The 24,358-nt window shown below is 40.1% G+C and carries 28 protein-coding genes and 2 tRNA genes; 11 read left to right on the top strand and 19 right to left on the bottom strand.

Annotated features, from left to right (window positions below; all coding sequences use genetic code 11):
- Position 1: 1 nt before the first annotated feature.
- The 3 genes from QXI54_05585 to QXI54_05575 form a co-directional block, all read right to left on the bottom strand.
- Positions 2 to 1,543: a DNA-directed RNA polymerase subunit B'' gene (locus QXI54_05585; protein ID MEM0302621.1), complete on the bottom strand. Its 1,542-nt coding sequence runs from the start codon at positions 1,541 to 1,543 to the stop codon at positions 2 to 4.
- Between the two features lie 10 nt (positions 1,544 to 1,553).
- On the bottom strand, positions 1,554 to 1,787 hold the full coding sequence (locus tag QXI54_05580) for a DNA-directed RNA polymerase subunit H (GenBank protein MEM0302620.1): 234 nt from the start codon (positions 1,785 to 1,787) through the stop codon (positions 1,554 to 1,556).
- Positions 1,788 to 1,805: 18 nt separating this feature from the next.
- Positions 1,806 to 1,879 (bottom strand) — tRNA-Lys (locus tag QXI54_05575).
- A gap of 129 nt (positions 1,880 to 2,008) precedes the next feature.
- Between QXI54_05575 and QXI54_05570 the strand changes: the two genes are divergently transcribed.
- Complete coding sequence (locus QXI54_05570) at positions 2,009 to 3,772, top strand: S16 family serine protease (protein MEM0302619.1); 1,764 nt, start codon at positions 2,009 to 2,011, stop codon at positions 3,770 to 3,772.
- Here the strand turns inward: QXI54_05570 and QXI54_05565 are convergent.
- Positions 3,747 to 4,925, bottom strand: coding sequence for a TIGR00297 family protein (locus QXI54_05565; GenBank protein MEM0302618.1), 1,179 nt, complete (start codon positions 4,923 to 4,925; stop codon positions 3,747 to 3,749). The two genes, QXI54_05570 and QXI54_05565, sit on opposite strands and share 26 nt — an antisense overlap.
- 37 nt (positions 4,926 to 4,962) lie before the next feature.
- On the opposite strand from QXI54_05565, the gene QXI54_05560 reads away from it, so the two are divergent.
- From QXI54_05560 to QXI54_05550, 3 genes are read left to right on the top strand one after another with little or no spacing between them, the layout of a single operon-like run.
- Positions 4,963 to 5,511, top strand: coding sequence for an undecaprenyl diphosphate synthase family protein (locus QXI54_05560; protein ID MEM0302617.1), 549 nt, complete (start codon positions 4,963 to 4,965; stop codon positions 5,509 to 5,511).
- Positions 5,501 to 5,959: a PUA domain-containing protein gene (locus QXI54_05555; GenBank protein ID MEM0302616.1), complete on the top strand. Its 459-nt coding sequence runs from the start codon at positions 5,501 to 5,503 to the stop codon at positions 5,957 to 5,959. The genes QXI54_05560 and QXI54_05555 overlap by 11 nt, the downstream gene beginning before the upstream one ends.
- On the top strand, positions 5,956 to 6,348 hold the full coding sequence (locus tag QXI54_05550) for a hypothetical protein (GenBank protein ID MEM0302615.1): 393 nt from the start codon (positions 5,956 to 5,958) through the stop codon (positions 6,346 to 6,348). The genes QXI54_05555 and QXI54_05550 overlap by 4 nt, the downstream gene beginning before the upstream one ends.
- Here the strand turns inward: QXI54_05550 and QXI54_05545 are convergent.
- The 9 genes from QXI54_05545 to QXI54_05505 form a co-directional block, all read right to left on the bottom strand.
- The gene (locus QXI54_05545; protein ID MEM0302614.1) at positions 6,341 to 7,024 is read right to left on the bottom strand and encodes a HisA/HisF family protein; all 684 of its coding nucleotides are present in this window, start codon (positions 7,022 to 7,024) and stop codon (positions 6,341 to 6,343) included. The genes QXI54_05550 and QXI54_05545 overlap by 8 nt on opposite strands.
- On the bottom strand, positions 7,021 to 8,133 hold the full coding sequence (locus QXI54_05540) for a geranylgeranyl reductase family protein (protein ID MEM0302613.1): 1,113 nt from the start codon (positions 8,131 to 8,133) through the stop codon (positions 7,021 to 7,023). The genes QXI54_05545 and QXI54_05540 overlap by 4 nt, the downstream gene beginning before the upstream one ends.
- 53 nt (positions 8,134 to 8,186) lie before the next feature.
- Complete coding sequence (locus tag QXI54_05535; protein ID MEM0302612.1) at positions 8,187 to 9,038, bottom strand: TIGR00269 family protein; 852 nt, start codon at positions 9,036 to 9,038, stop codon at positions 8,187 to 8,189.
- A gap of 101 nt (positions 9,039 to 9,139) precedes the next feature.
- Complete coding sequence (locus QXI54_05530; protein ID MEM0302611.1) at positions 9,140 to 10,048, bottom strand: Lrp/AsnC family transcriptional regulator; 909 nt, start codon at positions 10,046 to 10,048, stop codon at positions 9,140 to 9,142.
- Entirely contained in the window at positions 10,038 to 10,715 is a 678-nt protein-coding gene (locus QXI54_05525; GenBank protein MEM0302610.1) for a bifunctional precorrin-2 dehydrogenase/sirohydrochlorin ferrochelatase, read from the bottom strand. Before QXI54_05525 ends, QXI54_05530 begins: the two co-directional genes overlap by 11 nt.
- Before the next feature lie 97 nt (positions 10,716 to 10,812).
- A complete protein-coding gene (thsB, locus tag QXI54_05520; GenBank protein ID MEM0302609.1) occupies positions 10,813 to 12,453 on the bottom strand; it encodes a thermosome subunit beta in 1,641 nt (546 codons plus the stop codon).
- 64 nt (positions 12,454 to 12,517) lie between these two features.
- A complete protein-coding gene (gene speB / locus QXI54_05515) occupies positions 12,518 to 13,339 on the bottom strand; it encodes an agmatinase (GenBank protein MEM0302608.1) in 822 nt (273 codons plus the stop codon).
- Entirely contained in the window at positions 13,339 to 13,725 is a 387-nt protein-coding gene (locus QXI54_05510) for a translation initiation factor IF-5A (GenBank protein MEM0302607.1), read from the bottom strand. The genes speB and QXI54_05510 overlap by 1 nt, the downstream gene beginning before the upstream one ends.
- A 53-nt stretch (positions 13,726 to 13,778) precedes the next feature.
- The gene (locus QXI54_05505) at positions 13,779 to 14,711 is read right to left on the bottom strand and encodes an L-threonylcarbamoyladenylate synthase (protein ID MEM0302606.1); all 933 of its coding nucleotides are present in this window, start codon (positions 14,709 to 14,711) and stop codon (positions 13,779 to 13,781) included.
- Between the two features lie 73 nt (positions 14,712 to 14,784).
- Between QXI54_05505 and QXI54_05500 the strand changes: the two genes are divergently transcribed.
- Together QXI54_05500 and QXI54_05495 are read left to right on the top strand one after the other, a co-directional pair.
- A complete protein-coding gene (locus tag QXI54_05500) occupies positions 14,785 to 15,708 on the top strand; it encodes a replication protein A (protein MEM0302605.1) in 924 nt (307 codons plus the stop codon).
- Positions 15,705 to 16,361 (top strand): hypothetical protein, encoded by a 657-nt coding sequence (locus QXI54_05495; protein ID MEM0302604.1) that lies wholly within the window; start codon positions 15,705 to 15,707, stop codon positions 16,359 to 16,361. Before QXI54_05500 ends, QXI54_05495 begins: the two co-directional genes overlap by 4 nt.
- Here QXI54_05495 and QXI54_05490 read toward each other — a convergent pair.
- A complete protein-coding gene (locus tag QXI54_05490) occupies positions 16,335 to 17,261 on the bottom strand; it encodes a DUF1152 domain-containing protein (GenBank protein MEM0302603.1) in 927 nt (308 codons plus the stop codon). The genes QXI54_05495 and QXI54_05490 overlap by 27 nt on opposite strands.
- A 108-nt stretch (positions 17,262 to 17,369) precedes the next feature.
- Between QXI54_05490 and QXI54_05485 the strand changes: the two genes are divergently transcribed.
- A complete protein-coding gene (locus tag QXI54_05485) occupies positions 17,370 to 18,485 on the top strand; it encodes a cytochrome c3 family protein (protein ID MEM0302602.1) in 1,116 nt (371 codons plus the stop codon).
- A gap of 9 nt (positions 18,486 to 18,494) precedes the next feature.
- On the opposite strand, the gene eif1A is transcribed toward QXI54_05485, so the two are convergent.
- Both eif1A and QXI54_05475 read right to left on the bottom strand, forming a co-directional pair.
- Positions 18,495 to 18,785, bottom strand: a complete 291-nt coding sequence (gene eif1A / locus QXI54_05480; GenBank protein ID MEM0302601.1) for a translation initiation factor eIF-1A — start codon at positions 18,783 to 18,785, stop codon at positions 18,495 to 18,497.
- Positions 18,786 to 18,827: 42 nt separating this feature from the next.
- Positions 18,828 to 19,160 carry a hypothetical protein gene (locus tag QXI54_05475; GenBank protein MEM0302600.1) on the bottom strand — a complete coding sequence of 111 codons (333 nt, stop codon included), beginning with the start codon at positions 19,158 to 19,160 and terminating at the stop codon, positions 18,828 to 18,830.
- A gap of 110 nt (positions 19,161 to 19,270) precedes the next feature.
- On the opposite strand from QXI54_05475, the gene QXI54_05470 reads away from it, so the two are divergent.
- From QXI54_05470 to QXI54_05460, 3 genes are all read left to right on the top strand, one after another.
- Complete coding sequence (locus tag QXI54_05470) at positions 19,271 to 21,499, top strand: DEAD/DEAH box helicase (GenBank protein ID MEM0302599.1); 2,229 nt, start codon at positions 19,271 to 19,273, stop codon at positions 21,497 to 21,499.
- Positions 21,500 to 21,525: 26 nt separating this feature from the next.
- A tRNA-Thr gene (locus tag QXI54_05465) sits at positions 21,526 to 21,598 on the top strand.
- 500 nt (positions 21,599 to 22,098) lie between these two features.
- The gene (locus QXI54_05460; protein MEM0302598.1) at positions 22,099 to 22,323 is read left to right on the top strand and encodes a hypothetical protein; all 225 of its coding nucleotides are present in this window, start codon (positions 22,099 to 22,101) and stop codon (positions 22,321 to 22,323) included.
- 6 nt (positions 22,324 to 22,329) lie between these two features.
- On the opposite strand, the gene QXI54_05455 is transcribed toward QXI54_05460, so the two are convergent.
- The 3 genes from QXI54_05455 to QXI54_05445 are packed head-to-tail and all read right to left on the bottom strand — an operon-like array spanning position 22,330 to position 23,648.
- A complete protein-coding gene (locus tag QXI54_05455) occupies positions 22,330 to 22,563 on the bottom strand; it encodes a hypothetical protein (GenBank protein MEM0302597.1) in 234 nt (77 codons plus the stop codon).
- Between the two features lie 42 nt (positions 22,564 to 22,605).
- Positions 22,606 to 23,433, bottom strand: a complete 828-nt coding sequence (locus QXI54_05450) for a tyrosine-type recombinase/integrase (protein MEM0302596.1) — start codon at positions 23,431 to 23,433, stop codon at positions 22,606 to 22,608.
- Positions 23,434 to 23,435: 2 nt separating this feature from the next.
- Positions 23,436 to 23,648 carry a hypothetical protein gene (locus QXI54_05445; GenBank protein MEM0302595.1) on the bottom strand — a complete coding sequence of 71 codons (213 nt, stop codon included), beginning with the start codon at positions 23,646 to 23,648 and terminating at the stop codon, positions 23,436 to 23,438.
- A gap of 178 nt (positions 23,649 to 23,826) precedes the next feature.
- On the opposite strand from QXI54_05445, the gene QXI54_05440 reads away from it, so the two are divergent.
- Positions 23,827 to 24,358: tyrosine-type recombinase/integrase (locus QXI54_05440; GenBank protein MEM0302594.1), on the top strand; the 532-nt coding region annotated here is incomplete at its 3' end.

The raw sequence follows: 24,358 nt of genomic DNA, 5'->3' as shown, positions 1-24,358 counted from the left end.
CTTAACCCCTCAGCATTTCAACACCTAATTTTGGCAGAAGATTTATAATTTCCTTCTCATCAACTCCGACGCTTACCTCAGCGTATTGAGCAAAGTTTTTCACCAATCCACAATTTGGACCTTCAGGTGTCTCGGAAGGACAAATTCTTCCCCAATGCGTTGCATGAAGATCTCTTGCCTCAAAATGAGGTTGAGATCTCGAAAGAGGTGACACAACTCTGCGAAGATGAGATATAAGCGAGATATAGTTATGCCTATCTATTAACTGCGATATGCCCGTTCTTCCGCCAACCCAGTTTCCAGTCGCCATGGGGTGCATCAATCTATCTGTAAGCACATCACTTCTGACTGCAGTCGACATCTTCATGCTTCTTCCACGTTGTTTCGCTCTATCAAGCTGATATTTAACGTCTTTTATAAGTCTAAGAAATGCAACTCTGAAGATCTCCTCCATCAGATCTCCAGCAAGTCTTAGTCTTTTGTTTCCGTAGTGATCCTTGTCGTCTTCTCTTCTGAGTCCAAGATGAAGTTCAAAGATCAATTCGGCCATTCTTGCAAGGAAAAATGCTTTAGCTCTTCTGGCTTCTTTGTCAATGCCAAGATGAGGCAAGAAATACTGATCAAGAACCTGTTCAGCTCTCTGCATTCTATATTCCCTACTCTGCCCCGGAGCAACCCTTCTTCCGAGATACTCTATTGCATCTTCTTGTGTTTCAACTTCAGATACTTCGTTGTCCTCTATATTCTGGAGCATGTATTTCATGATCTCCGGGTTCGTGCTTACCATCTCCACAATCTCCTGGTCACTCTCAACCCCAAGAGCACGCATTAAAATGACGAACTTTACGGGCTTTGGCAGCTGTGGGAATGTAACTTCAAGAACGTTGTTTTTACCCCTCTCAACAACAATCAACGCCCTGTAACCTGCCCGCTGACTGAAACACTTCGCTACTTCTACCATTTCCCCGTATTTTTCTTCTCTCTCGAGGAGCACCTTGTTTGGTGCAAGATCCTCGAGAGTTACAATCGCTCTTTCAGTGCCATTGATTATAAAATACCCCCCTGGATCCAGTGGATCTTCCCCGGCGAGATAAAGTTTCTCCTCGTAACTCAAAGATTGAACGTTTCTCTTTAAAACTGCTTCAAGAACTGAATCGATTCTTTCAGGACTTAGATTACAGATCTTGGATTTTACCATCACCGGGAGCATTCCAATCTCAACCCATTCGGTCTCCAAAGGTCTTCCACCATCGTATACAGTTGCTTCAAGCCAAATTGGAGCGGCATAGTTTAGGTTCCTGAGCCGTGCGTGACTTGGAAGTAATGGAACTTTCAGACCCTCTGCTTCTTTGACAATTGGAGTTCCCACTTTAATTCTGCCGAGCTCTATGTATGTGTCTTTTGCTTCGAGTTCAATTATTTTCTGCTCATCAATCACTTTCTGCAATCCCTCGTCAATGAATCGGTTAAAAGAGTCGATTTGATGCTTCACGAGTCTTTCAGGCGTGAAATAGGCTCTTGCAAGAACGCGAGTATTGAGCATACAACCACCTTTACTCAATCACCAGCCTGTAAAATATACTAAAACCTGCTGTGTGGCTTTTTCGGGTTATCTTTATTATATCACCCGGTTTTGCACCGATTTCTTTAACAATTGGGTCTGTAGCTTTGATTTTTGGCAACTGCTCTTTACTTACTCCAAGTAACTTAAGCAATTCCTCAGCTTCGCTCTCCTCTAAAATTTCGTGCTTCGGCACGAGCACGTGATCCTGCAAACTCACCTTCATACTCCCCCCGAAATTATGCGGGCTCGACGGGATTTGAACCCGCGACCGACGGGTTAAAAGCCCGTCGCTCTACCTGGCTGAGCTACGAGCCCTTAAGCTCGTTGTGCTGAGGATTTAAATCTTTTTCGTGTTAACTTAAAAATTGAGAAAAGTTCATGTAAGTTCGAGTTGATGATTCATCACTCCACAAAATTTATATCTTTTCCGGAGCCATCCATAATATGCGTCTGATGCCAATACTTTTGCTATTGGCTTTTTCTCTTCTGATTCAGCCAATCTTAGCTTTTGACATCCAGAAAACGATCAAAGCTGTGGCTGTAACCAGTGGAGAGGAACCTGAAGGTGTAGTAATTAATATAACGGTTCTTATCAATTCTGGAAGCGGTAGGGTTTTTGTTTCCACAACACCCTTCACCGAAATCGACATGCAGGGAAGTGCTCAGCTTTCAGCTCTAACTGCATGTGACCTCTTAGGGATTGATTTCACAAAATACGACTTCTTTTATATTATAGAAGCTGACGCACCGATAGTCGGTGGCCCTTCGGCTGGAGCAGTAATGACAATTGCCACAATTTCTGCGCTTAAAAATCTAAGCATAGCGGAAGACGTCTACATGAGTGGAATGATCTACCCTGACGGGTTTATCGGCCCGGTGGGTGGTTTAAAGTATAAACTTGAAGCGGTTGCAAAAAGTAATGGCAAGATTTTTCTAATCCCCCATGGGCAGAAAATCGTTACAGTCCAAGAAAAGGTCGTAAGAAAGGTCGGAATGATAAATATTATCACCACAACCTACAGAGAAGTCGATCTCGTTGAATACGGCAAACAACTTGGTGTAAACGTTTACGAGGTTGCAACGATCAACGACGCCCTGAAATATTTTACAGGATATGAGATAAAAAGAAAGGAGACGAGCTTTAGAATTTCAGAGTATTCAGAGATTCTGAAAATACTTGCAGACAACATGAAAGCAAGTGTAGAAGAATTAAACAAATACACAACACCAGAAGCGCAAAACATTCTGAACAAGGCAGAGAGTGATTATATGGCTGGAAACTACTACAGCGCTACAAGCAAACTTTTCAATGCTAAAATCTTAATGAGATACGAAATGTATAAGAAAACGCTTTTGACCGCACAGCAGTTCGATGAAGAAGTCGAGAAAATAAAAGCAGAGATAGCAAATCTTAGAGAATATCTGAAAAAGGAACCTACAGGAATAAATTCCATTCAAATAATTGCTGCAGCGCAGGAAAGAGTGGCAGAAGCTGAAAAATCTCTCGAGTCAGCTATTAGTTCGAAAAGCTATAGCGAAGCGCTCCAGAACCTTGCCTATGCAAAAGAAAGGTTGAACAGCGCAAAGGTATGGCTCTCCATTTTGCCAATGCTCAAGGAGGACTACCTTTTAAATACTACAGAAATAAAAAAGAGAGCTGAATTCTACATAAATCAGGCAAATTCAGTCATAGTATATGCATCTTCGCTTAATGCATATTCTGAATTGCTCGAAAATGCATACGAGGCAATTGAAATTTCAAAAAAACTTTACAGAGATGACCAGTTTGCAGGAGCAGTTTTTTTAGCCTTAGATGCAATAACAGAGGCAAGCTTATCCATAGAGGCAAGCTATGGAAATATTTCGATGAAGATAAACGAAAAAAGAGAGAACGCAAAAGTGGCCCTGTCTGAATCAGAAGAAGTAAGCCATCCCGTTCTTCCCGCAGCTTATTTTGAATTTGCAGAAACGGCAGAGAATCCATACCTAAAGCTTATGTATTACTCACTTGCAGAAAGAATAGCAAAGTTCATAACAATAATGGCCGAAACAAGCGAGGAAAAAGAGCTAATTCACGCAAAATTCACAGAAACCCCGGTAACTCACCAAAAATCGGCGATAAGAGAAATGCTAAAAACCCCCGGTTTTGAAGTTGTATCGGCTATAGGCGCTTTAGCCGCAATCATAGCGATAAGAAAATACAAATGATTCCACCAAAAAGGGTTGCAAGAAAGTTCACTTCAGAGTTGTTCAGATAACCCTTTACTTCAAGAGTTGCACCCAAAAGGCTATCTATATGAATCGCAATGAATGCCGAAATGATGACGGGTAAAAAATGCTCAATCGAAAGAATTCCAAGAAAATGAGCAAGAATAGATACCAAAAGACATCCAGCCAAAGCGGCTATCTCACCAATTACAGAAATTCCGCCATTAGTCCCTGGTTTAACTTTTTTAAAATTTGTGATTAGATAGACATTCTTTGCGGTTTTACCAACTTCACTTGCCATTGTATCCCCGAGAGCGGTCGCTACGGAAGCTATGAATGCTAGGGCAAAAAAATTATCCCCTAAAACACCGTAATTCATGGTAAAAAATAGTGGGGCCAAGCTATTTCCAAAAACATTAGAAAAACCCCTCGCTCCTCCCGAAGGTTCCGCTATACCCAAGTTTAATTTTAATGAATACTTATACTTTGTAATCGCGGAACCGAACAAATAAAAGGAGAGAAGAACTGCGAAAAATCTCAAATCGGTGAAAAGAATCGTTATCGTCCCAACAAGAGTTGCACTCATCAACCCGCTTTCGTCTGCTACCCCTGCTTTAAGAGCCATTAAGCTGAGTATAAAAGATACCACGAAGGCAATGGCAAGTTCCTCAAGCGAAGCAGAAGGAATATAGATCCTAAAGATTGCAAAAACTGTAGCTAAAGATAGCAAAGTCAGAACTCTCTTATCTGTTCGGGTATCTATACTCTCCATCAGAGCTCCTGATAGGCCACCCGCGAGTGCTATGAAAAGTATGTTTGAGATGGAAAGCTCAAGATTGTTTAGCATATTGTATGTATAAAAAAACCCGGTTCCGGCAATTGTATAGATGGGGATGCTCAACAAAGAACTTTTTCGGAACTCGTAAAAAGACGAGACGAACATTGACGCATAGATTATTCCTTTTTCCATAAAACATGCAAGTCCCGATAATAGTGTGGCGGTAAGGAGATAGCGAAAATATTTGTTATGCGTATCTTTCGCGTAAATCGCAGTAACAATAAACATTACTGCAAAGACTAATCTCGGATCTGAGATCTGATGGGGCAAAATACCGACCAATGCTATGACTGCAGTAATCATTACGGGAAGCATTGAAAAGAATTAAGTATTCGGACATTTAAATTTTCACGTGCTTCTACGAATCTATCAGCTGATGCTTGAGAGAAAGATTAAGAAAACTCCAAAGCATTTAATGATAATCTGCTCGGAAGTTAATGAAAACTTCAAGAAGTTTCTGGAATGGTGTAGAAAGTTTGGAATTCGTGAAATTACAGTTTGCACAAATTCATTTCCGATTAAGCTTGAGAAAGTTAAAGTCAATTTTATTGATGATAAAAATTTTTATAGCACAGGTGAAGGGGATTTAACTGTCAATGTAGTAAAAAATCTGGGAAGAAATGAGATTGTGAACGCAATAAGAGAGATTGCCAGAAAAGCAATTAATGGTGAAATTGATCCAGAGAAAATTGATGAAAAGGTTTTTGAATCAGTGCTCAAAGTTAAGTCCCAGCCGGACATGATAATAAAGGCAGGATCAGAAGTTCCGGACTTCTTACTATGGCAGAGCATATACAGTGAACTATACTTTACCGACATTGACTGGAACACCGTGAGATACGTTGATTTTTTGAGGATCCTGAGAGAGTATCAGAGGAGGGAGAGGAGGTATGGTAGATAATCTGAGAATTGTAAGAGTAATAGCTGATTACCAATTCGGTAAAGGTGCAGGTTTGGCCCTTTTTCCTGACACCTGCAGGTTTTTACTGTCAAAGAATGGAAAAATAAGACAAATTTTAGACGGAGATAGGAGAATAGCAACACTAAAAGCAGACTCGGGGCTACTAACTCTAAGCATAGAAGGGGCAAGGAGACTTCAAAGAGTCTTTAAATTTCCTAAACTGAGAGTTGTTGTTCTAAACGAAGTTTCAGAGTTCATAGCAGAAGGAAAAAGTGTTTTTGCAAAACACGTGGTAGCGGTTGACGATAGAATCAGAGCAAATGATGAAGTGCTGATTGTGAACGAAAGAGACGACTTGCTCGCCACCGGCAAAGCTCTGCTTTCAGCATTTGAGATGCTTGAACTAAAGAAAGGGGTTGCGGTCAAAACGAGACAGGGATTAGAATGAAAGTTGATAGAGAAAAGGGTATAGTGGTGCTGGAAAACTTTTCGAAAATAAAAAAGAATTTGAAATTTGAAGGTTGTGTAACTCTTGGCATCGGATGTGAGACTGCAGATTTATTTGCAAAGGAGGTTATTACTGGAAAAGGCTGTTCTTTGAGAGATATCGTTTGTGAGCGTATAATTCTTGGTGCATTCTCCTCTTTTAGATCAATCCATGCAGAGGAAGTTATTCTCCTAAATTCCTGCACAGGCGAGAAAATTGACGCAAAGGTTGTAAAAATAGGGGAGAATTGCAAAATTTTTGAGGTTAAGGCTGAAAAAATTGAAATGAGAGGTTTATCCAGGATAGAGAAAATCGCTGCGAACAAAATAAAATGTATGGATTTTATATAAATCCTTTACGTATTAATTCCAGCGGTATTCTTTTTTTGTGAACTCCAGTAGAAACGAGGGTTCCTTCGCAACCCATCTCCTTCAGTTTTTCAAGATCTTTCAGCCCACTCACTCCCCCACCCAAATATACAGGATTATCTGAAATTTCAAGCACTTCAGAAAGAAGCCTGAAATCTGGGCTACCCGAACCAACCCGCTTTATGTTCAAAACGATTATTCCGCGAATTGAATAAGAGTTCAGAAACTCAAGAGCTACTCTGAAATCTTTAAATCTTCCCGAAGCGTCAAGAAACTTCTCTTCGAGAAAATCAAAACTAACATAGCAATCCTTGCCAACTTTACCAATTTCTGTGATGTCAAAGGTCTCCGTTCCAAGAACGGGAATAAAGTTAAGATCTTTAAGCTCTCCGACATTCCGAAATCCACAATCTGCCATTATCTCTTCAACTCCGCTCGAGAGAGCTTTAAGAATTCCCATGTTGTCCCCAACTCGTTGAATTCTGTCCAAATCAGCAACGTATAAAAATTTGGGCCTAATTTCTGACAGAACTTCGATTGGATCGCTACTTTTAACAAGATGGCTACTCTCAGCTACAGGCCTATATTTCTTCCTTTCTCCCCTTTCAGCCAGAACCACAACTCCGTTCATTATGTCCATCACGAAAATCAGCTTCATAGTAGCCTGAGAAATGGATAGAGAAGCCTAAGCTTCAATGGGATTCTGCAGTGAAATATTTCCTCAAGATCTCTACTGTTCGCCAAATTCATCAAACTCGAGATTCTTTCATTTTTTGCAATAACGTCCCAAGCTTTTTTGATGCGATGAGATCTCATTAAAGCCTTCCAGAGATATTTTTTCCATAGCTGGTCATATTCCTCCAACGAACCTCCTTCAAAGTAATGATTCACGACTTTACCAGCCAAATCGCCCGCTATCATGGATATCGGAATTCCACCACCCGTATGGCTAATGATCATGCTTGCAGAATCGCCTGCAAAAATAACGTTCCCGTAAACGGCCTTTTTAAATGGCTTATCTACTGGAACTACTGCTCCGATTTTGCTTACAACTTCAGCCTTTTTTAAAAAACGACTCGAATAAGGATATTCTCTTACAAATCTCTCCAAAACCTTATGAACATTTTCATTAGAGAATTCTCTTCTAAAGCCAACACCAACATTTGCATAGCCATTTCCCTTTGGAATAATCCACGCATAGGCTCCCGGAGCGATGTCTCGACCAATAAACATGTAAACAGTATCTTCTTCGCAATCCACATTTCTCATGAGATACTGCTTTGTGGACGAGACTTCGTAATTCCACAGGCCCATGTCCTTCGCAATTCTCGAGTTGGCACCATCACTTGCAATAATAACTCTCGCTTCGTATTCACCTTTGTTCGTTATTAATTTGCCATCTTTAAAGCCCCTAATAACTGTTTTCAATTCCAATCGATGGTCAGATTCTTTTGCAATTCTCTGGATCATTTCGTCTCTTCTTACCACATGAAACTCAAAATCAATCCATAATTCCTTTCTATCCATGTTAAAACACACTCTCTTTGTTCTGTTGCTCTCAAACCTGCGCGGTATATCAAACAAAGAGTAATCATATAGATCTGGAAGTAAAGACTCCATTTCTTTCCTTGTCGGAATTATCTCTCCGCATTTTACTGGAAATCCAAGTCTTTCTCTTTTATCGATCCCAACTGCATCGATGTTCTTCGAAATCCTTCTAAGCGCGAACGCCCCGGCTATTCCAACACCAGCGACTACAACATCCACAATTGAATTCTGCTTTTCGGATTAAAAAACTTGGAGTGTGATCGGATTAAAATTCAGGTTTTTATAAGCAAGATATTTCTGTTATGCTTAATATTGATTTTCTCTCTGAGCTCGTTTACGAGCTTGCAGGCCTGGCATATTCTCTGAGAAGTTGGTTCTCCGCATATTTCACAGCTATTTAAATCAATCTGCGGATTCGTTATCTTTAAGCACTCTGAAAGTTTTTCAAGACTCCTGAGAATTGAGATCTTCCTCCCAGGATACTTTCTCTCAAATTCATACAAAAAGTCCCTGACAACGGCCCTTACGGGATAGTAACTGTATGGACACTCGTCAAAGATCAATGGATAACCTTTTAGAAATCCATAAGTAACGACTTCTTTTTCGTATAGCTCCATAAATGGTTTTATTCTCCTAATAAGCCCTTCTTGGTCTTTCTGCGGAATGAGTCTTGCAAGACGATCGATGTCCGCATTAATGAAGTTCATAAGAATCGTCTGTGACTCATCGTCAAGATTATGCGCAGTGGCTAATTTGTTCGCAGAAAGTTCCTTTGCAGACTTATTGAGCAGATACTTCCGAAATACACCACAATAGGAGCATGGTAGCTTTTCTCCTACTTTTACAATGTCATCAAGCTTTGTGGAGAAGTTGTCTTCAAATCTTGCAACATAGTGCTCTACACCCACTGTTTTTGTGACTTCTTTTGCTATCTTCAGGGTGTTTTCTCTATAGCCCGCTATTCCCTCATCGATAGTTATGGCCAAAAATTCAAGATCTCTGCGATCTCCGTAGATTTCCAAGAGAATCTCAGTTAACGTAACGCTATCTTTGCCACCACTCAATGCGATTGCAATTCTATCTCCTGATTCGATCATTTTGTGCTTTTTAACCGTTGACCTCACTTTTCTCTCGAAAAAAGTCATAAAATGCTTTTTACATAAATGCTTACCCGAATATCTCTGAAAGTAGACAGCCTTTCTAGTGCAGTAGGAGCAATTCATATTCAGGTTTTTAAGTTTGCCTTACTATATATTACCCTTATATCCATAATCTCATCCAATTTGGCAACTTCTCTTTTGAACTGCTCTATCTTATCTCTCTCAACCGCATGAACCATGAAGTATATCGGATAATTCCACTTTCTGCTTGGAATCCGCTCTATTAAATGAGTTATCTGATAAAAATTCAAAAGTCTTCTTGCAAGTCTTTCAGGATGCTCTGTAGAAATTACATTCATACCGTTGAACTTGAAACCTATTTTGGATTCGCTCAGCACACCGCTAAAATCCCTCACCACTCCTTTCTTTTTAAGTTCCTCAATAAGGCTAACTGCCTCTTCTTCCTGCATTCCAATCTCCCTGAAAGGTCTTTCAACAACCGGCAACGACTCAAGTCTTTTTATTTCCTCACCCAATCCAAGCTCATCAATAGTGGCAACTTTCTCAGGCTCAAAGCCATAACTCCAGGAAATTCCTCTATAAAGATCGTATTTCACATCCATTTTGTAAACCTTCTTCGTCGGAAGGATCACGAAGTCTTCTACTTTCAACTCGCTTGCAAGTTTCAGGACTATTTCTTCTATCTCCTCAACATTTCGACCCTTTAACGTAAACCAAACGTTGAATTCTGCATCCCTGAGATAGTTATGTTTAACCCTTTCTCCAAGCTCATTTATCTTTTTTGCATCTGCCTCATTAACCTTAAATCCAACGAGAGAAGATTGCCTATGGTTTGGAAAAGCCCTATAGTTAAGATTAGCACCGTATCTTTTTACTATTCCCGACGTGATGTATTCTCGAAGCTTTTTCTCAACAATTTCATACTTGATGCCCATTTTATCCGCCAGATCCACTATGGGGGTCGTGGACAGTGGAAGATCATACTGAATCGCCATTAGAAGCTCAGAATCCATTTTCAACACCTCTAAACTCTAAAGCCTTGTTTTCAGCAATTTTCTCAACGAATTTTTTCGCCTCCTCGAGGTTTCCAGTCTCCGCGATCTTCCAAAGTTCCGAACTTGAGCTAACAATACTGTAAATTTTCATCCTTGCATTTACAGGAATTTCTTTCTGCTTCATGAACTTTTTGAGATGTTCCATCGCATTGAGATACACAAAGATCGTTTTATCGCTCTCAAGAACATTCTGGAATATTTCCCGAACTTTTCTCGCAACAACTCCACTTCTTCCCTCAGTTGTTACTGCAAACCTGATACCATCTTTTCCTCCCTCGAAGGGAACTACTACCTCCGTTTCCTCAGCACTGTTGGCCAAATTTAGAAGAAAGCGATATTTTTTACTCAGATCGACGAACTTTTTATTCAGCCCCTTATCACCTATCGCAACAACCACGAGATCGAAATCCCTCAGTTCTTCATCCAATTCTGATGCTTCTTTTTTGACAAGATTTACCTTACCTTCTTCACTCAACTTTAAAAGTTCATCTGAAAAGTTTAAACTGAATACAGTAACTTTTGCACCCGTTTCCAAGAATTTTTTGGCTCTCGTGGTTCCAACATAACCTCCTCCGATTACAGCGACTTTTTTACCTTCGAATTCGATGAACAATGCTACCCTCATCAATTGGAATTCCTTACAAGTAATTTAATTTTGTCGATTTGAAAATGCTGTAGTTTAAGATTTTCAAAATCCAGAAACGTAAAAATTAAAAATTTATTTAAAATTCAGGCATTTCAGGTGCTCCGCCCTTTTCTTTTTCTTTCTCTTTCTCCTTCTCCAGCCCCTTCGCCGCAATGACGTCGTCAACTCTCAGAATCATCACTGCAACTTCTGTGGCAGACTGTATTGCCTGTGTCTTGACTCTCAAAGGCTCAATAACTCCCCTCTCCTTCATGTCAACTACTTTGCCTGTATCCACGTCAACACCCGCGTATCTCTGTCCCTTTTCGTGAGCGGACTTGAGATTTACAATAACATCGATCGGATCAATTCCTGCATTTTCTGCGAGAGTCCTTGGAATTACTTCCAGCGCGGTTGCAAATGCCTCAATTGCGAGCTGTTCTCTACCGCCAATGCTTGGAGCCCACTGTTTGAGTCTAAGGCTTAGCTCCATTTCTGGTGCTCCCGCTCCCGCTACGACTTTGCCGTCCTCAATTGCGCAGGCTACAACCCTTATCGCATCCTCAATTCCCCTTGCGATCTCGTCGACTACGTGTTCAGTGCCTCCTCGGACCAGTATCGTTACAGCCTTTGGATTCTTGCAACCCTCAATGAAGACCATTTTCTCGTCGCCAACCTTTCTCTCCTCGACAAGCTCAGCTTCACCAAGATCTGCCGGGCTTATCTCTCTCAGATCTGTGAGAATCTTTGCTCCAGTTGCTTTTGCAAGCTTCTCAATGTCGCTCTTCTTAACTCTCCTCACTGCAAGAATTCCGGCCTTTGCCAGATAATACTGGGCAAGATCATCTATACCCTTCTGGCAGAACACAACATTTGCTCCCGCCTTTGCAATCTTGTCTACCATGTCTTTGAGCATCTTCTCCTCCTGTTCAATGAATCTCTGCAATTTCTCTGGATCTGTGATTCGGATCTTCGCATCTATCTCGGTCTCCTTAACCTCAAGTGCAGAGTCGAGAAGGAGAATCTTTGCATTTCTGACTGTTTTCGGCATTCCTGGATGGACAACTTCCTTATCCAGAACGATGCCCTTGATCAACACTGTATCCTCAATGCTCCCGCCCTGTCTCTTCTCAATCTTTATGTTCTCCGTATCTGCCTTGTATTTACCATTAACTTCCTCAACGATCATCTTCACTGCATTCACTGCAATCTCTGAAAGCCTGTCCAAAGCAACTTCAGCCCCTTTTCCAGTCATTGCAGTGCTGGCAACTTTCTTCAACATCTTATCGTCATCCTTGCTAACAGAAATTGCGATGTCATTTAATATCTCAAGAGCCTTGTTTGCTGCCAGTCTATAGCCGTTTGAGATAACTGCTGGATGAATCTCCTGATCAAGAAGCTCTTCAGCCTTCTTCAGCAGTTCTCCCGCGATAACCACTGCAGTTGTTGTTCCATCTCCGACTTCGTTGTCCTGAGTCTTGGCGACTTCGATCACCATCTTTGCTGCTGGATGCTCTACGTCCATTTCCTTGAGGATTGTGACTCCGTCGTTTGTGATTGTTATATCTCCAAGGCTGTCAACCAGCATTTTATCCATTCCCTTTGGACCGAGAGTGCTTCTAACGGCTTCAGCAATTATTCTCGCAGCCGTAATGTTCATTCTCTGTGCATCCCTACCAACTGTTCTTTGAGTCCCCTCTTTAAGTATAAGCACGGGTGTTCCCTGAAGCACAGCCATTCAACCACCTCCTTACAGACTTTGGTGGATAGGTATTTCTATATAAAGTTTTCGGTTAATTTAATTATCGAGAAGAATATTTACTCGCAATGAATTCCATAATCAGTTTTGCTGCGAGATTTTGCGTCACCTTATTGGCATCCGGCACAACTTCAACGACGTCGAGGGCAACAATTCTATCAGAAATTTCAGAAAACACCTCAAGAAATATTTTAGGCTCTACACCAAAAGGCTCCGGTGTTGAAACCCCGGGTGCAAAGCTCGGATCAAAAACGTCGACGTCTATAGATAAATATATCCTCTCGTAATCCTCAATGAATTTTCCAATGTCTTTATAGCTTTTTAGATTCCACGAAAATACGTAGCTTATTCCATTTTTTTCTGCAAAAGCCCTTTCTTCTTTGCAACCACTCCTCACACCAGCAATTACAACATCAAATCCGTTCTCAAAAACCCTTCTAGTCGTGCAGGCATGATTAAACCTATTTCCATCAAATTCGTCCCGCAAATCAAAATGCGCATCAAAAACCAAAAAACAGCAGTTTTTAAACTTTTTTGTAGTCAAACAACTTATACTGTGCTCCCCTCCAAGAGCTATCGGAATTCCCGAGACTTTATTTAAAAATTGCTCAACTCTTTTTCCGATCTCCTCAAAACTACCATCACAGTTAATGTTTCCTGCATCGCAGACTTTTGCGAAGGATAGATCAAAGGAAAAAAATTGCGAATAAGATTCAAGATTCCAGCTTGCTTCCCTTATGGCATTTGGAGCAAACCTGGAGCCCGGTTTAAAAGACTGAGTAGCATCGTAAGGAATGCCATAGATTACGAACTCAGCATCCGTTATTTCAGAATTCGAAATTGAAAAATAGTTATCTATGTGCATTAAGCCATCCTTTCAATTTTTCTCTTTCCAAGAGACTCGATGTAGATTACTTCCTTTCCTGGTGAGATCTTATCTTTCAGATCCTCTGGAATTGGAAGCTCGAAAGTCTCAAAAGAGCTCAAATCCATAAGCTGGGCGTTATCTCTCGCGACACTGAGAACTTGGGCCCTCTTTCTTTCCACTATGGGTATGTAGATTTTGGCTGTAACCGGCTCTACAATGCTCCTTTTTTGCGAATCAAAGATACCTATGGCATCTATTCTCGCCTTCGCTGCTCCATGTTTCCCTGGTTTGCTTACAGAAATGCTTATGATCTCACATGGCTCTTCATCGATTACTATATACCCTCCTTCTCTCAGCTGTCGAACTTCTGCCTGCTCTTTCATAATAAAAACCGAAACAGGAAAATGATTTAAATCTTTTGGTATTTAGATGGTATTTAGACCCTAATGACATTTCTTGCAGAACGATAGAGTCTGTGCATAACCGCTTCACCGATCCCCTTTTCCTCGATACCCTCCACGAGTATCACTTCAGCCCCCATTTCCTCCGCTTTTCTCAATGCATCGAACAAATTCATAGCATAACTTTCTGGGCTCTCTCCAACTTCTATAACTCTGCCACCATAGACATTTTTCTTGGCTATAACCACAGAATTTTCTTTTTTTGCAAGAAAACTCCTGATCGCTTCTTCAACTTTCTCACCAACAAAAACATAGACGTCTGCAGAAATATCATATTGCCCAAAGATGTCCTCAGAGAGAACAAAATCCACGAATTTCTTTAATACTTCTGTGCTAACTGCACCGGGACGAATCAATTTTGGCGGATTGACCGTAACATCCAGAATGGTTGACTCTATTCCAACCATGCACTTACCAACCACTATTGCATCAATTTTGTCCCCAAAATCCGCCATTACATGTTCAGCTTTTGTAGGACTTGGTCTTCCGGAAATATTTGCTGAAGGAACTACAATCGGCCTTCCAAGCTCTCTGATAAGTGTCAACGGAATCTCATGCGCTGGCATTCGCACAGCAACCTTATCTGAATTTGCAGTGACAATAGGCGGAATTTTCTTATTTTTAAGCAAAAGCGTAAGAGACCCAGGGAAAAATTCTTTAATAAGTCTTTCTGCTATTTCGTTTACTTCTGCAATATTATATATTTCATCAATTCCACCAACACCAACTATCAGCGGTTTATTTCTCGGTCTATTTTTTACCTTGTAGAGTCTATCCACGGCTTCCTCGTTAAATGCATCACACCCAAGTCCATAGACAGTCTCAGTTGGAAAAGCAACAATACCTCCTTTTCTAAGGATATCAACTGCTCTTCGAAGATCCCTTTCCACAGGATAGAGAAGTTCCATAAGAAAGTTCGCCCTAAGACTTTAAATTCTCTCTGAACAAAAGCTTTTTTATCTTTAATCTGCTATTGATTCCATGGCTGATGACAGGTTTCAGGCGATTGTGGAAGAAATCTACGAAAAGTTTAAAATTTATGGTGTTACAAGAAAAGAGATTGAAAGTAGATTGAAGCTCCTTCTTTATGAATTCAAAGTTCCTGAAGAAGAGGCCAAAAAAACCATAATAAATGGTCTGAGAAAGAACTACAATATTGCAAAAAGTGATTTAAAACCTCCTTTAACCAAAATCTCGGAAATAGAGCCAAATAAGTGGGTCAGTTTAAAGGCAAAGGTAATCCAGCTCTGGGAACCCAACAGCCCCGCTATTGCTCAAACGGGCCTCATAGGAGACGAAACTGGCACTGCAAGATTTGTTGTGTGGGCTAAAGCAAACAAGAAAAGGTTAGAAGAGGGTAAGTGTTATCTTTTTGAGAGAGTTGTGATCGACGAGTTCATGGGGCTTAAGAGTGTTAAAGTTACCAGTGCAAGCGAGGTTAAGGAAATAAACGAAAACATCGAAGTAAAAGAAGAAAAAGCAGAAGTTGAAGTTGTTGGGGCACTTATTGCGATTCAACAAAATAGCGGACTGCTTCAGAGTTGTAAAATTTGTGGAAGAGTTGTAAAAGCAGGGGTTTGTATTGAGCATGGGAAAGTTGAAACAAACGACATCCTGCGAACGAGATGCGTTCTCGATGATGGAGAAAGAATCTACGATCTCATATTGAATGAGGACAACATTAAAGCTTTAACAGGAATAGGGCTCAAAGAGGCAAGAAAACTCGCCGAAGAGCACTTAGACAGAGGTATAGTGCTTTTAGAGATCAAGAAAAAGCTTCTTGGCAGATATTTACGTGTTCAAGGCGAACTGAGGTTTAGATCTCTAACTGCCAACAAAGTTGAGTTCTACCGTCCTAAAATACTTGAAGAAGTTGAAAAAGTTTTAAGGGAGGCGGAAGCATGATAAGAAGTGCCAAAAGGGAGGTAGCAAAAAGGTTGTTTTCAAAAGAGTTTAACTCTTCCAAATACAAGGTAGGTGGGGAAGGAGAAAAGGAAGCAGTATACGTTTTAACTCCTCTTGGCTTGAGATGTAATAGAGTTTTTATAGTCGGTGTGTTGCTCGAAAAGGAAGAGGTGAAACCCGATTCAGATATGTGGCGAATTCGTATTACAGATCCAATGGGATCCTTCTTAGGCTTCGTTAGTAAGTTCCAGCCCGAAGCTCTTGATTCGCTGGCAGACATAAATCCGCCAGAAATAGTTTCGGTAACTGCAAAGGCAAAACTACTTGAAAGAAACGATCGAAGTTTACCTCTTCTTAGGCCCGAGAACATAAATGTTTCTGATTTCGAAACTCGCGATTATTGGGTATTAGAAACTGCAAAAGCCACTCTAAAGAGAATTAAAGCACTCGAGATGGGAGAAGATAAAATAGTATTAGAAAAATACAATCCCAACCTCGAAGATTTTCGAAAAGCCGTTATAGATGTGCTGATGAAGCTAAGAGAAGAACAGACAGTCATTGAAGACGAGAGTGAAGAAGAGGAAGATAAAGATTTGGGATTTGAACTTGACGAAGAGATAATCGACCTAAGCGATTTCGAAATCGGAGACTGATCTTTCATAATCAAGCTCCGTAATTATACCATTTTTATTGAGAATTCTGTTTGCATCTTCTAAATCTCCACAATCCTTTATCAGTTTTGCTGTTTCGTTTATTTCAAATACATTCTGCGCTTTGAAGTAAAAAATAAGAGCCGAAATCGGGGTTACCAACACAGTCCTTCCTTTTCGTATCTTCTTCAGACCAAAATCTCCCCTAAAGGCCATAATCGGAATTTTACTGGCTTCAGTAACCACCTCCTTGCAAAGAGTTAGCATTTGTGTGCAGTCCTCTGCAGTTATGGCAGAACAGCCCAGAAACCCACCATTCTTGTAAATTTCAGCAATGTTGAGCATCAGTTCCTCAAATTTCAACTCCCCGTCGCTGCCAAGCCCAACTACAGCAACAAGGCCGTTGAGTTCGTTAAGCACAGCAACGCTTACAGCATCCGCAAGCGGACTACGAACGCCAGATTCGTATCCCACCGCAAGAGCATCGCCACCCGCATCAACGCCAATCGTGATTCCAATTTTTTTCTCTTTGATGAATTCCTCCAATCCAAATGTAAGCTTTTTTACTCCCTTTGTGATATCGAGGGCAAAAACTTCTCCTAATTGCTTTACAGATCTTGCAAGATTTGGCTTAACGCCGTAGTTCGTAGTAGTGTTTTCTTTGACTAATGCAATAACTTCGTTGAATATTTCAGCATTTTTTAGTTCATGAATCGCTCTCGGCCCGGGTTTTGGGTCTAGAATGAGCCTATCCCATAAAACCCCGCCATGGATAACATCAAATTCAAAAAGTCTAAGGAAATTTGCAACGGGAATCGTGCTTACTATGTCTCCTCCACCACCCATACCAAAAACAAAGGCTCTTTTCTGCTTGATTTCTTTTAGCATCCTGATTAACTCCATGCTTACTTAGCTGAACCATTGCATATCTTTTTTGCTGTCTACTCTTCGATTTCATACAAGTTCAAAACTGGGAAAGATTTATAACTAAAAAACACATTCAGTTTTAACATGAGATTTGCAAGTCTGCTCCTGTTAATGGGTATGATCGTCGGGGTTATATTATTTCTTGGCTGTTCTCAGCCATCGATAGTTCCTGAAACTGTCCCTGAAGCAAAAGTAGACTGGAATAAAAACTTTTACACAAGTTTGCATTATACAAGGCAAGGAAAAATAACATTCTATTCTGCAGAACATGGAGGAGCGGAGCTGATAACAGGAAAGCCCATAGACGATTTTGGTTGCATTAAGTGTCATGCAAACACAAAGGCGAACGGTGATCCGATTTCAACTGAAACTTACACTCCAGACTGCTACGACTGTCATATAACTCCGGGAGACAAAGTGAACGATTCAAGATGTTTAGAATGCCACGCAAGGCAGAGAACTGAGATTGCAGTGCTTAATCTCAGTGATGTTCATAGAGGAATGGGTTGTATGGACTGTCACAGCAAAGAAGATGTGATGGGGGATGGAAATCATTATCCTACTCTACTAAAAAGAGAGACAAGAGTTGAGTGCACGGATTGCCATCAATACAACGGTAGTGCTGTTCATAATCTGCATGGAAAGGTTTACTGCACTTCCTGCCATCAAACTACAGTCATAGCCTGTTACAACTGCCATCTCGATAGCGCTGAAAAGCATCAGAAAAGAGCTTTTCGACCATTCGCCGGATTCGAAATACTTGTTAACTACAACGGTAAAGTGTATCCTGCAAATTTCATGACTGCAGTGTATCACAATAAGACCTTCGTAACAATACAGCCGTTCTACTCACACTCTATCAGCGAGAAGGCAAAGAAATGTGATGAGTGCCATGGAAATGAGATCATCAAAAACTATCTTGCCACCGGGAATATAGTGATGACCAGATGGAACGAAACCAACAAGAGCCTTTCAATAATTCGAGGAGTCGTTCCTCTGCCCGAAGACTGGAAGTCGGCTCTTAAATTTGACTATATCACCTACATTGGGGACCCTTCAAATCCCGTAAAGCCTGAACCGTGGAACTGGACTTATGTAAAGAGTGAGTCCGATGTTATGCAGATCTGCTGTGCAGAACCTTTGACAAAAGAGCAGATTGAAAAGCTTGCAAAAGAATACGGAAAGGGTAAAACATCTTAAAATTTTTATTTAAAATTTTAAATAGCCTCTTCTTTCAAGCCATTCAACCTGTGGGTTTGTGTAGCGCCAGATTATATCTGCACGATCCTTCTGAAACGGCCAAGGAACTACTATTACAACGTCTCCTTCTTTAATCCAGATCTTCTTTCTCATTTTACCCGGAATCCTTCCCAGCCTTTCAACACCATCTTCACATCTTACCTTGATATGTCCCGCACCAAGCATTGAAGTGACAATACCAAACATTTCGCCTTTACGTTTGTCTGGAAGTTTTACTCTTATTACTTCCTCCTCCCCCAGAGCGACACCTCCAAGATAAGAAAGTGGAATGGCTTAAATAGTTTATCTAAATAGTTTTCTCTGTAAAGCATCTATCCTCTCTCCAAGCTCCCTCAATTCGGGTCTAATTGCTCTCGAGATCCTATCTTCGAGTTCATCTGAGCTTATTACAATAGTTCTTTTAACACTCTGGAATTCTTCAGTCATTTCTCTCATTCTCATTTCTACGGTAATTAATAACATTGCCAAGCTTGTCATAAGTAGTGCAGCGAGAAAAACGAGAGTTGGTTCAAATCGATTATACATCGACAGCCACTGATAGACGAGAGCCGCTGCAGAGAAAACCATTACGATCGAAAGAACAACCTCTCTGAGCATTTCTCTCCAGCTAAGCATGTCTTTCTTTAAACTTATGACTATTTATACTTTTTTATTAATCCGAGAATTCAACGGAGCTGGGCGATTCAAGGGTAAACGATTTATTTGATAAATGTCAATGAGAACTTGTGGAATTTGTTGCTCATCCGCTGATCAAAGAGATGACTCTCGAAAGAAGGCTATATCAGATTGCAATAGCAATGAATGCCTTGCTTAAAAATACACTTGTTATACTGCCCACAGGACTCGGAAAAACTTCTGTGGCAGCACTGGTTATCGCTTCAAGACTGCTAAATGAGAACGGCAAAGCGCTATTTCTTGCTCCAACCAGACCACTCGTAGAACAGCACGCAGAATTTCTCAGAAGAACCCTAAAAATAGAGGAGAACAAAATAGTGGCTTTGAGTGGTGAAGACGAGCCAGAAAAAAGAAGAAAGCTGTGGGAAATAGCAAAAGTTATTGTTGCAACCCCTCAGGTGGTTGAAAACGATTTAATCGCAGATAGGATAAGCATAGAAGATGTTGTAGTCGCTGTTTTCGATGAAGCCCATCGTGCAGTTGGAAATTACAGCTATGTCTTTATTGCAGAAGAATATATTAAAAAAGCAAAAAAACCTCTCATTCTGGCCCTCACAGCTTCACCGGGTAGCGATCCAGAAAGAATTCTAGAAGTTGTAAAAAATTTGCACATCGAATCTATAGAGCTCAGAAGTGAGCATGACGATGACGTCAGGCCATATGTAAGCGAAAAAGAGATCGAATGGGTTAAGGTCGAAGTTCCCAAGGAGATAATGGCGATTAAAGAGAAGATTGAAACAAGTTTGAAGGTAAGGTTAAGGAGAATGAAGGATATAGGAATAGAGATTCCAGAAAAAGCTTCTAAAAGAGAACTTCTTGAGATTCAAGAGCTCATCCAGACTGAACTTGGAAAAGAGCAGAGACCAGAACTTTATGAGGCCATTTCTCTTTTGGCAGAGATCCTAAAGCTCTCCCATGCAATCGAGCTAATTGAAACGCAGAGTGTTGAGAGTTTCAAAAGTTATCTTAACAAGATCCTCAAAGAGAGTTCTTCTAAAGGTGGTAGTAAGGCCGCAAAAAGTATAGCTAACGATCCAAACTTTAGGGATGCACTTTTACTTGCAATGAGGCTAAAAACAGAACACCCAAAAATTGAAAGACTTAAGGAGGTTATTAAAAAACAATTAGAAGAAAATGAAGATTCCAGGATAATAGTATTCACGAACTATCGTGATTCTGCAGATTTTCTTGTCTCTGAAATTTCGAAAGTTGCCCCTGCAGTCAAATTCATCGGCCAAGCAGATAGAGAGAACGAAAAAGGTATGAAACAGAGAGAACAAATCGAAGTTCTCCAGAAATTCAAAGAGGGAATTTACAAAGTCCTTGTTGCAACTTCTGTTGGCGAGGAGGGACTCGACATTCCGGCAACTGATCTCGTTATATTTTACGAGGCTATTCCCTCAGAAATAAGAGCAATACAAAGGAAAGGTAGAACTGGAAGAGGAAGAAAGGGAAGAATAGTGGTTTTGATGGCTAAAGGAACGAGAGATGAGGCCTATTATTATACAAGTCTGAGAAAAGAGCGTTTGATGTTCGAAAAGCTTCGTGAAATTAAAGCCATGCTCGATAAAGGTGAACCTAAAGCACAGGCAAAATTAACGGACTTCGAAAAAACAGGAATTAAAATCATAGTTGACTCAAGAGAGTTGCGATCAGAAGTCGTTAGGTTACTAAAAGAAGCTGGAGTGGATTTAGAAGTTAAAAATCTCGAAATCGCAGACTATATACTGAGCGATAGGGTTGCCATTGAAAGAAAGACAGTAGATGACTTCGTTGACAGCCTTATTTCCGACAGACTTTTCTCACAGCTTATCAAACTGAAGTCCTATGAGAGACCTATTATAATAATCGAAGGTGAAAACATATACCGAAGGGCTGTGCATCCCAATGCAATTCGGGGAGCACTTGCAACCATTGTAATTGATTTTGGAATTCCTCTGATCTTCACAAAGGATGAAAAAGAAACTACAGACTTTATTTTGGCCATAGCAAGAAGAGAACAGGAGGATAAGAAAAGGGAAGTTGTAGAACACTATGGAAAGACAAAGAGAACTCTCAAAGAAGAGCAGGAGTACATCGTCTCAGCCATATCAAACGTTGGCACTGTGATCGCAAAAAATCTACTTGAACATTTCCAAACAATAGAAAAAATAGCTACTGCAAGCGAAGAAGAGCTAATGGAAGTGCCAAAAGTTGGAAAAAAGACCGCAAAACGCATAAGACTCGTGATGTCAATTCCCTATAGTGAGGCTGATAAATACGATATAGAAAATTTTTAAATCTGAGAACCCCTTAAATTTTAAAGGCCACGGTAGCTCAGCAGGGAGAGCGCTTGCTTGGTAAGCAAGCGGTCGCGGGTTCAAATCCCGCCCGTGGCTTACTTTGTTCAAAATCCAAACCCTCCACTTCCTCATTTCTCTCTCTGTTGATTTCTATCCAAAAATTAGCTATCTGGTTCATTAGTTCTCTTTCTATCTCTAAAACGAAACCCTCAAAGTCCAATCTTACAAAATTTCCCCTAACGCTTAGGCTAACACTTTTTAAAGACTTTTGGTATTCATAACTAACTTTCCAATCCATGTTCTCACCCACTCATGATAGGCGAATGGATAAGTTAAAGTTTATTATGAATTTTTAAAATTCCTAAACAAAAAAAGTAAAATAAGATAATTAAAACTTGGTGCCAAAAAATAAACTCCCTTTTACGCATACTCCATCAGAAAGACATAAAAATAAGCAGATCGGTTTTAATTGAAATACTTTTGAACTATGGGTTCATGTATCTTGATCAAAGGAAAGGAGATATTATAGGTTTAATAGATCAATCACGTAAGAACATTAAGATGGGCTCCGAGAAGGGCAGGAGGAAAAAAGTATGATGGAACTCAAAAGAGAGAATACAATTTTGACAAGAGTTGATGACTACATCATTGAAAGGATCAATGCAATAGTTGAGCAGTCAAAAGACCTAAATTTAACGAAGTCCGAAGTGGTTTACGTGATCCTTAAAGCCTTCTTTGCAATCAACCCAAAGGATGACATCAAGAAAGTAAGAGAGCTAATAATAAAGAATCGCCAAGGTGTTATCAAATACAAGAGCTAAATCAACTCATCCAATACAAAAAGGATCCCCTAAGACCATTATATTAACCGCTATACCGAATAAGAACAATAAGACCAGACTAACAAACGATTCTTTTTTCATAATTTTTTGGACTCTCTCCTTGAACTCGGAAACCTTACCGCATAGCTCACGATCCAATATAGCCAAGGCAATCGAAGCTATGAAAGGTGAACCATTAACTATCAGATACTTGAGCTTTTCAATATCCAATTCACCCATTCAAAAGACGATGTAGTTCTCAGGTTTATAAAATGTCCAAGACTACTTTTTATCTATAACACTCAGAAAATCTTTCATCAAATTGGGATTATCCCTTAAAACTTTTAGAAACTCAATCATCTCTTTAGCCTTTTTAAGCAAATCGGTATCTCGAATAGCTAAATCTATAAGCTCCTTGGTAATATTGGGTTCCTCAATCTCAAATCTTAATCTCTCCTTTTCATCCAGTATCAAAGCACATTGACTACAGTATTTGGCTGTGGGCTCATTCACCTTTCCACATCTTGGACATCTTATAGGTTTGGTCACCTTAGGTCTCTCTCCATCGAGTCCATAGAGCTCATGGATCACCCTTTCCACATCACGATTGGCAAGATGGATATAGACTCTTGGCATATCGCTACCAATAACCCAACCTAAATACTTCGATATTATGCTTTCACCTACACTGCTCAATGCTAAAACTGTAGCTCTTGAATGTCTCAATATGTAAGGATGAACTCTTTTCTTAATTCCCGCCTTTTTTGCAGAATTCTTTATAACCTTGGCTAAATTAGCATATTTCAAAGGTTCTCCAAAACTCCTATTACTCAAACTACAAAATAGATAGGCGTCAGGATCATTTCCGAATGGGTGCATTTCTAACCATGCCCTTAGATATGGAACAGACATCCTTAAAGGAACTACTCTCTCTCCAGTTTTCCCGAAAACTTTAACTCTCGCCTTAAGTTCCCCTTCTCTCTTGTCAAAATCGATATCTTTTATCCTTATTCCCGCCAATTCAGAAGTTCTAAAACCACCCTCATAACCTAAGGCTAAAATAGCCTTATTTCTTAAATTATTTCTTAAATTTCTCTCAAGTTCGATCATCCTTAATTTTTCTTGTATTCGTTAACTGTTTCCTTCTTATAACCTCTCTTTTCCAAGAAAGCGAGAATTTCGATAATACCCTCTTCGTTCCATTCTGAAAAAGGTTTATTCCTATTATAGAATTTAAAGATTAATTCTTTGTTTAAATCGCAAATAGAAGACTTCTGAATCTTTTCTATCTCTCGTTCTATGTCGCTATCGAAGTTGTAAAGCATGAAGATAGTTTCAAAATAAGTATAAAAAAAGTAGGGTTTTAACTTTCAAAATCTAAACCCCGCCGGCGGCTTTTCTTTTAATTCTGTTTCTTGGAATGAGGAGATCATCAACGATCTTGTTTCGCAAGTTGAGTTAAGGACAAGGGATAAACGCTACGTCAAGGCTTTAAAGCTGAGATTGAAGCGATTTTCTGAGTTTTGTTCATACTCCACAAATCTTAACAACATATTAATTTATATAAACGAAATCGAAGCACCATTTGTTGAAAAAATCGATCTTCCATCCAAGCCACGTCGACTTAAGAAGGTTATAAAGCTGAAGGAAATCCAGAACACCTTAAAAAAGCTTCAGAATTTTAGCGAGTTGCAGAAGCTAAGGTTAACCACAGCCATTCTAATCTCTGCAACCTCAGGAATTAGGGCTGAAGAGCTATACAAGTTGCAAAGAGATAACGTAGATGTGGAAGAGCGAATGATAAACATAGACTTCAGAATCACCAAAGACTATGAAGAGCGTTTAACTTTCTTCTCTGAGGAGGCGAAGCAATGGCTTGAAAGCTATTTGTCCATAGCTGGTAAAACACTATTTCCAGAGACAAGCATAAGAAGATGTTTCAGAAAACTGGATTCTTTCCTTGGGCTTAGGCACATGCGAAAGTTCTTCTCTCAGCAAAGCGATCGCTTGGGGATGCCAACAACGATTAAAAAAC

The sequence above is a fragment of the Archaeoglobaceae archaeon genome (assembly GCA_038734275.1).
GTDB lineage: Archaea > Halobacteriota > Archaeoglobi > Archaeoglobales > Archaeoglobaceae > WYZ-LMO2.
Note: the sequence above shows the minus strand (reverse complement) of the source record. Positions and strands in the feature narration are given on the sequence as shown.

Bases quoted from the DNA above. Each gene is read 5' to 3' on its own strand.
- QXI54_05585 (MEM0302621.1), bottom strand. From the start codon at position 1,543: ATGCTCAATACTCGCGTTCTTGCAAGAGCCTATTTCACGCCTGAAAGA.
- QXI54_05580 (MEM0302620.1), bottom strand. From the start codon at position 1,787: ATGAAGGTGAGTTTGCAGGATCACGTGCTCGTGCCGAAGCACGAAATT.
- QXI54_05570 (MEM0302619.1), top strand. From the start codon at position 2,009: ATGCGTCTGATGCCAATACTTTTGCTATTGGCTTTTTCTCTTCTGATT.
- QXI54_05565 (MEM0302618.1), bottom strand. From the start codon at position 4,925: ATGCTTCCCGTAATGATTACTGCAGTCATAGCATTGGTCGGTATTTTG.
- QXI54_05555 (MEM0302616.1), top strand. From the start codon at position 5,501: ATGGTAGATAATCTGAGAATTGTAAGAGTAATAGCTGATTACCAATTC.
- QXI54_05550 (MEM0302615.1), top strand. From the start codon at position 5,956: ATGAAAGTTGATAGAGAAAAGGGTATAGTGGTGCTGGAAAACTTTTCG.
- QXI54_05545 (MEM0302614.1), bottom strand. From the start codon at position 7,024: ATGAAGCTGATTTTCGTGATGGACATAATGAACGGAGTTGTGGTTCTG.
- QXI54_05530 (MEM0302611.1), bottom strand. From the start codon at position 10,048: ATGGATTCTGAGCTTCTAATGGCGATTCAGTATGATCTTCCACTGTCC.
- QXI54_05525 (MEM0302610.1), bottom strand. From the start codon at position 10,715: ATGAGGGTAGCATTGTTCATCGAATTCGAAGGTAAAAAAGTCGCTGTA.
- thsB (MEM0302609.1), bottom strand. From the start codon at position 12,453: ATGGCTGTGCTTCAGGGAACACCCGTGCTTATACTTAAAGAGGGGACT.
- speB (MEM0302608.1), bottom strand. From the start codon at position 13,339: ATGCACATAGATAACTATTTTTCAATTTCGAATTCTGAAATAACGGAT.
- QXI54_05510 (MEM0302607.1), bottom strand. From the start codon at position 13,725: ATGAAAGAGCAGGCAGAAGTTCGACAGCTGAGAGAAGGAGGGTATATA.
- QXI54_05505 (MEM0302606.1), bottom strand. From the start codon at position 14,711: ATGGAACTTCTCTATCCTGTGGAAAGGGATCTTCGAAGAGCAGTTGAT.
- QXI54_05500 (MEM0302605.1), top strand. From the start codon at position 14,785: ATGGCTGATGACAGGTTTCAGGCGATTGTGGAAGAAATCTACGAAAAG.
- QXI54_05495 (MEM0302604.1), top strand. From the start codon at position 15,705: ATGATAAGAAGTGCCAAAAGGGAGGTAGCAAAAAGGTTGTTTTCAAAA.
- QXI54_05490 (MEM0302603.1), bottom strand. From the start codon at position 17,261: ATGGAGTTAATCAGGATGCTAAAAGAAATCAAGCAGAAAAGAGCCTTT.
- QXI54_05485 (MEM0302602.1), top strand. From the start codon at position 17,370: ATGAGATTTGCAAGTCTGCTCCTGTTAATGGGTATGATCGTCGGGGTT.
- QXI54_05475 (MEM0302600.1), bottom strand. From the start codon at position 19,160: ATGCTTAGCTGGAGAGAAATGCTCAGAGAGGTTGTTCTTTCGATCGTA.
- QXI54_05460 (MEM0302598.1), top strand. From the start codon at position 22,099: ATGGAACTCAAAAGAGAGAATACAATTTTGACAAGAGTTGATGACTAC.
- QXI54_05455 (MEM0302597.1), bottom strand. From the start codon at position 22,563: ATGGGTGAATTGGATATTGAAAAGCTCAAGTATCTGATAGTTAATGGT.
- QXI54_05450 (MEM0302596.1), bottom strand. From the start codon at position 23,433: ATGATCGAACTTGAGAGAAATTTAAGAAATAATTTAAGAAATAAGGCT.
- QXI54_05445 (MEM0302595.1), bottom strand. From the start codon at position 23,648: ATGCTTTACAACTTCGATAGCGACATAGAACGAGAGATAGAAAAGATT.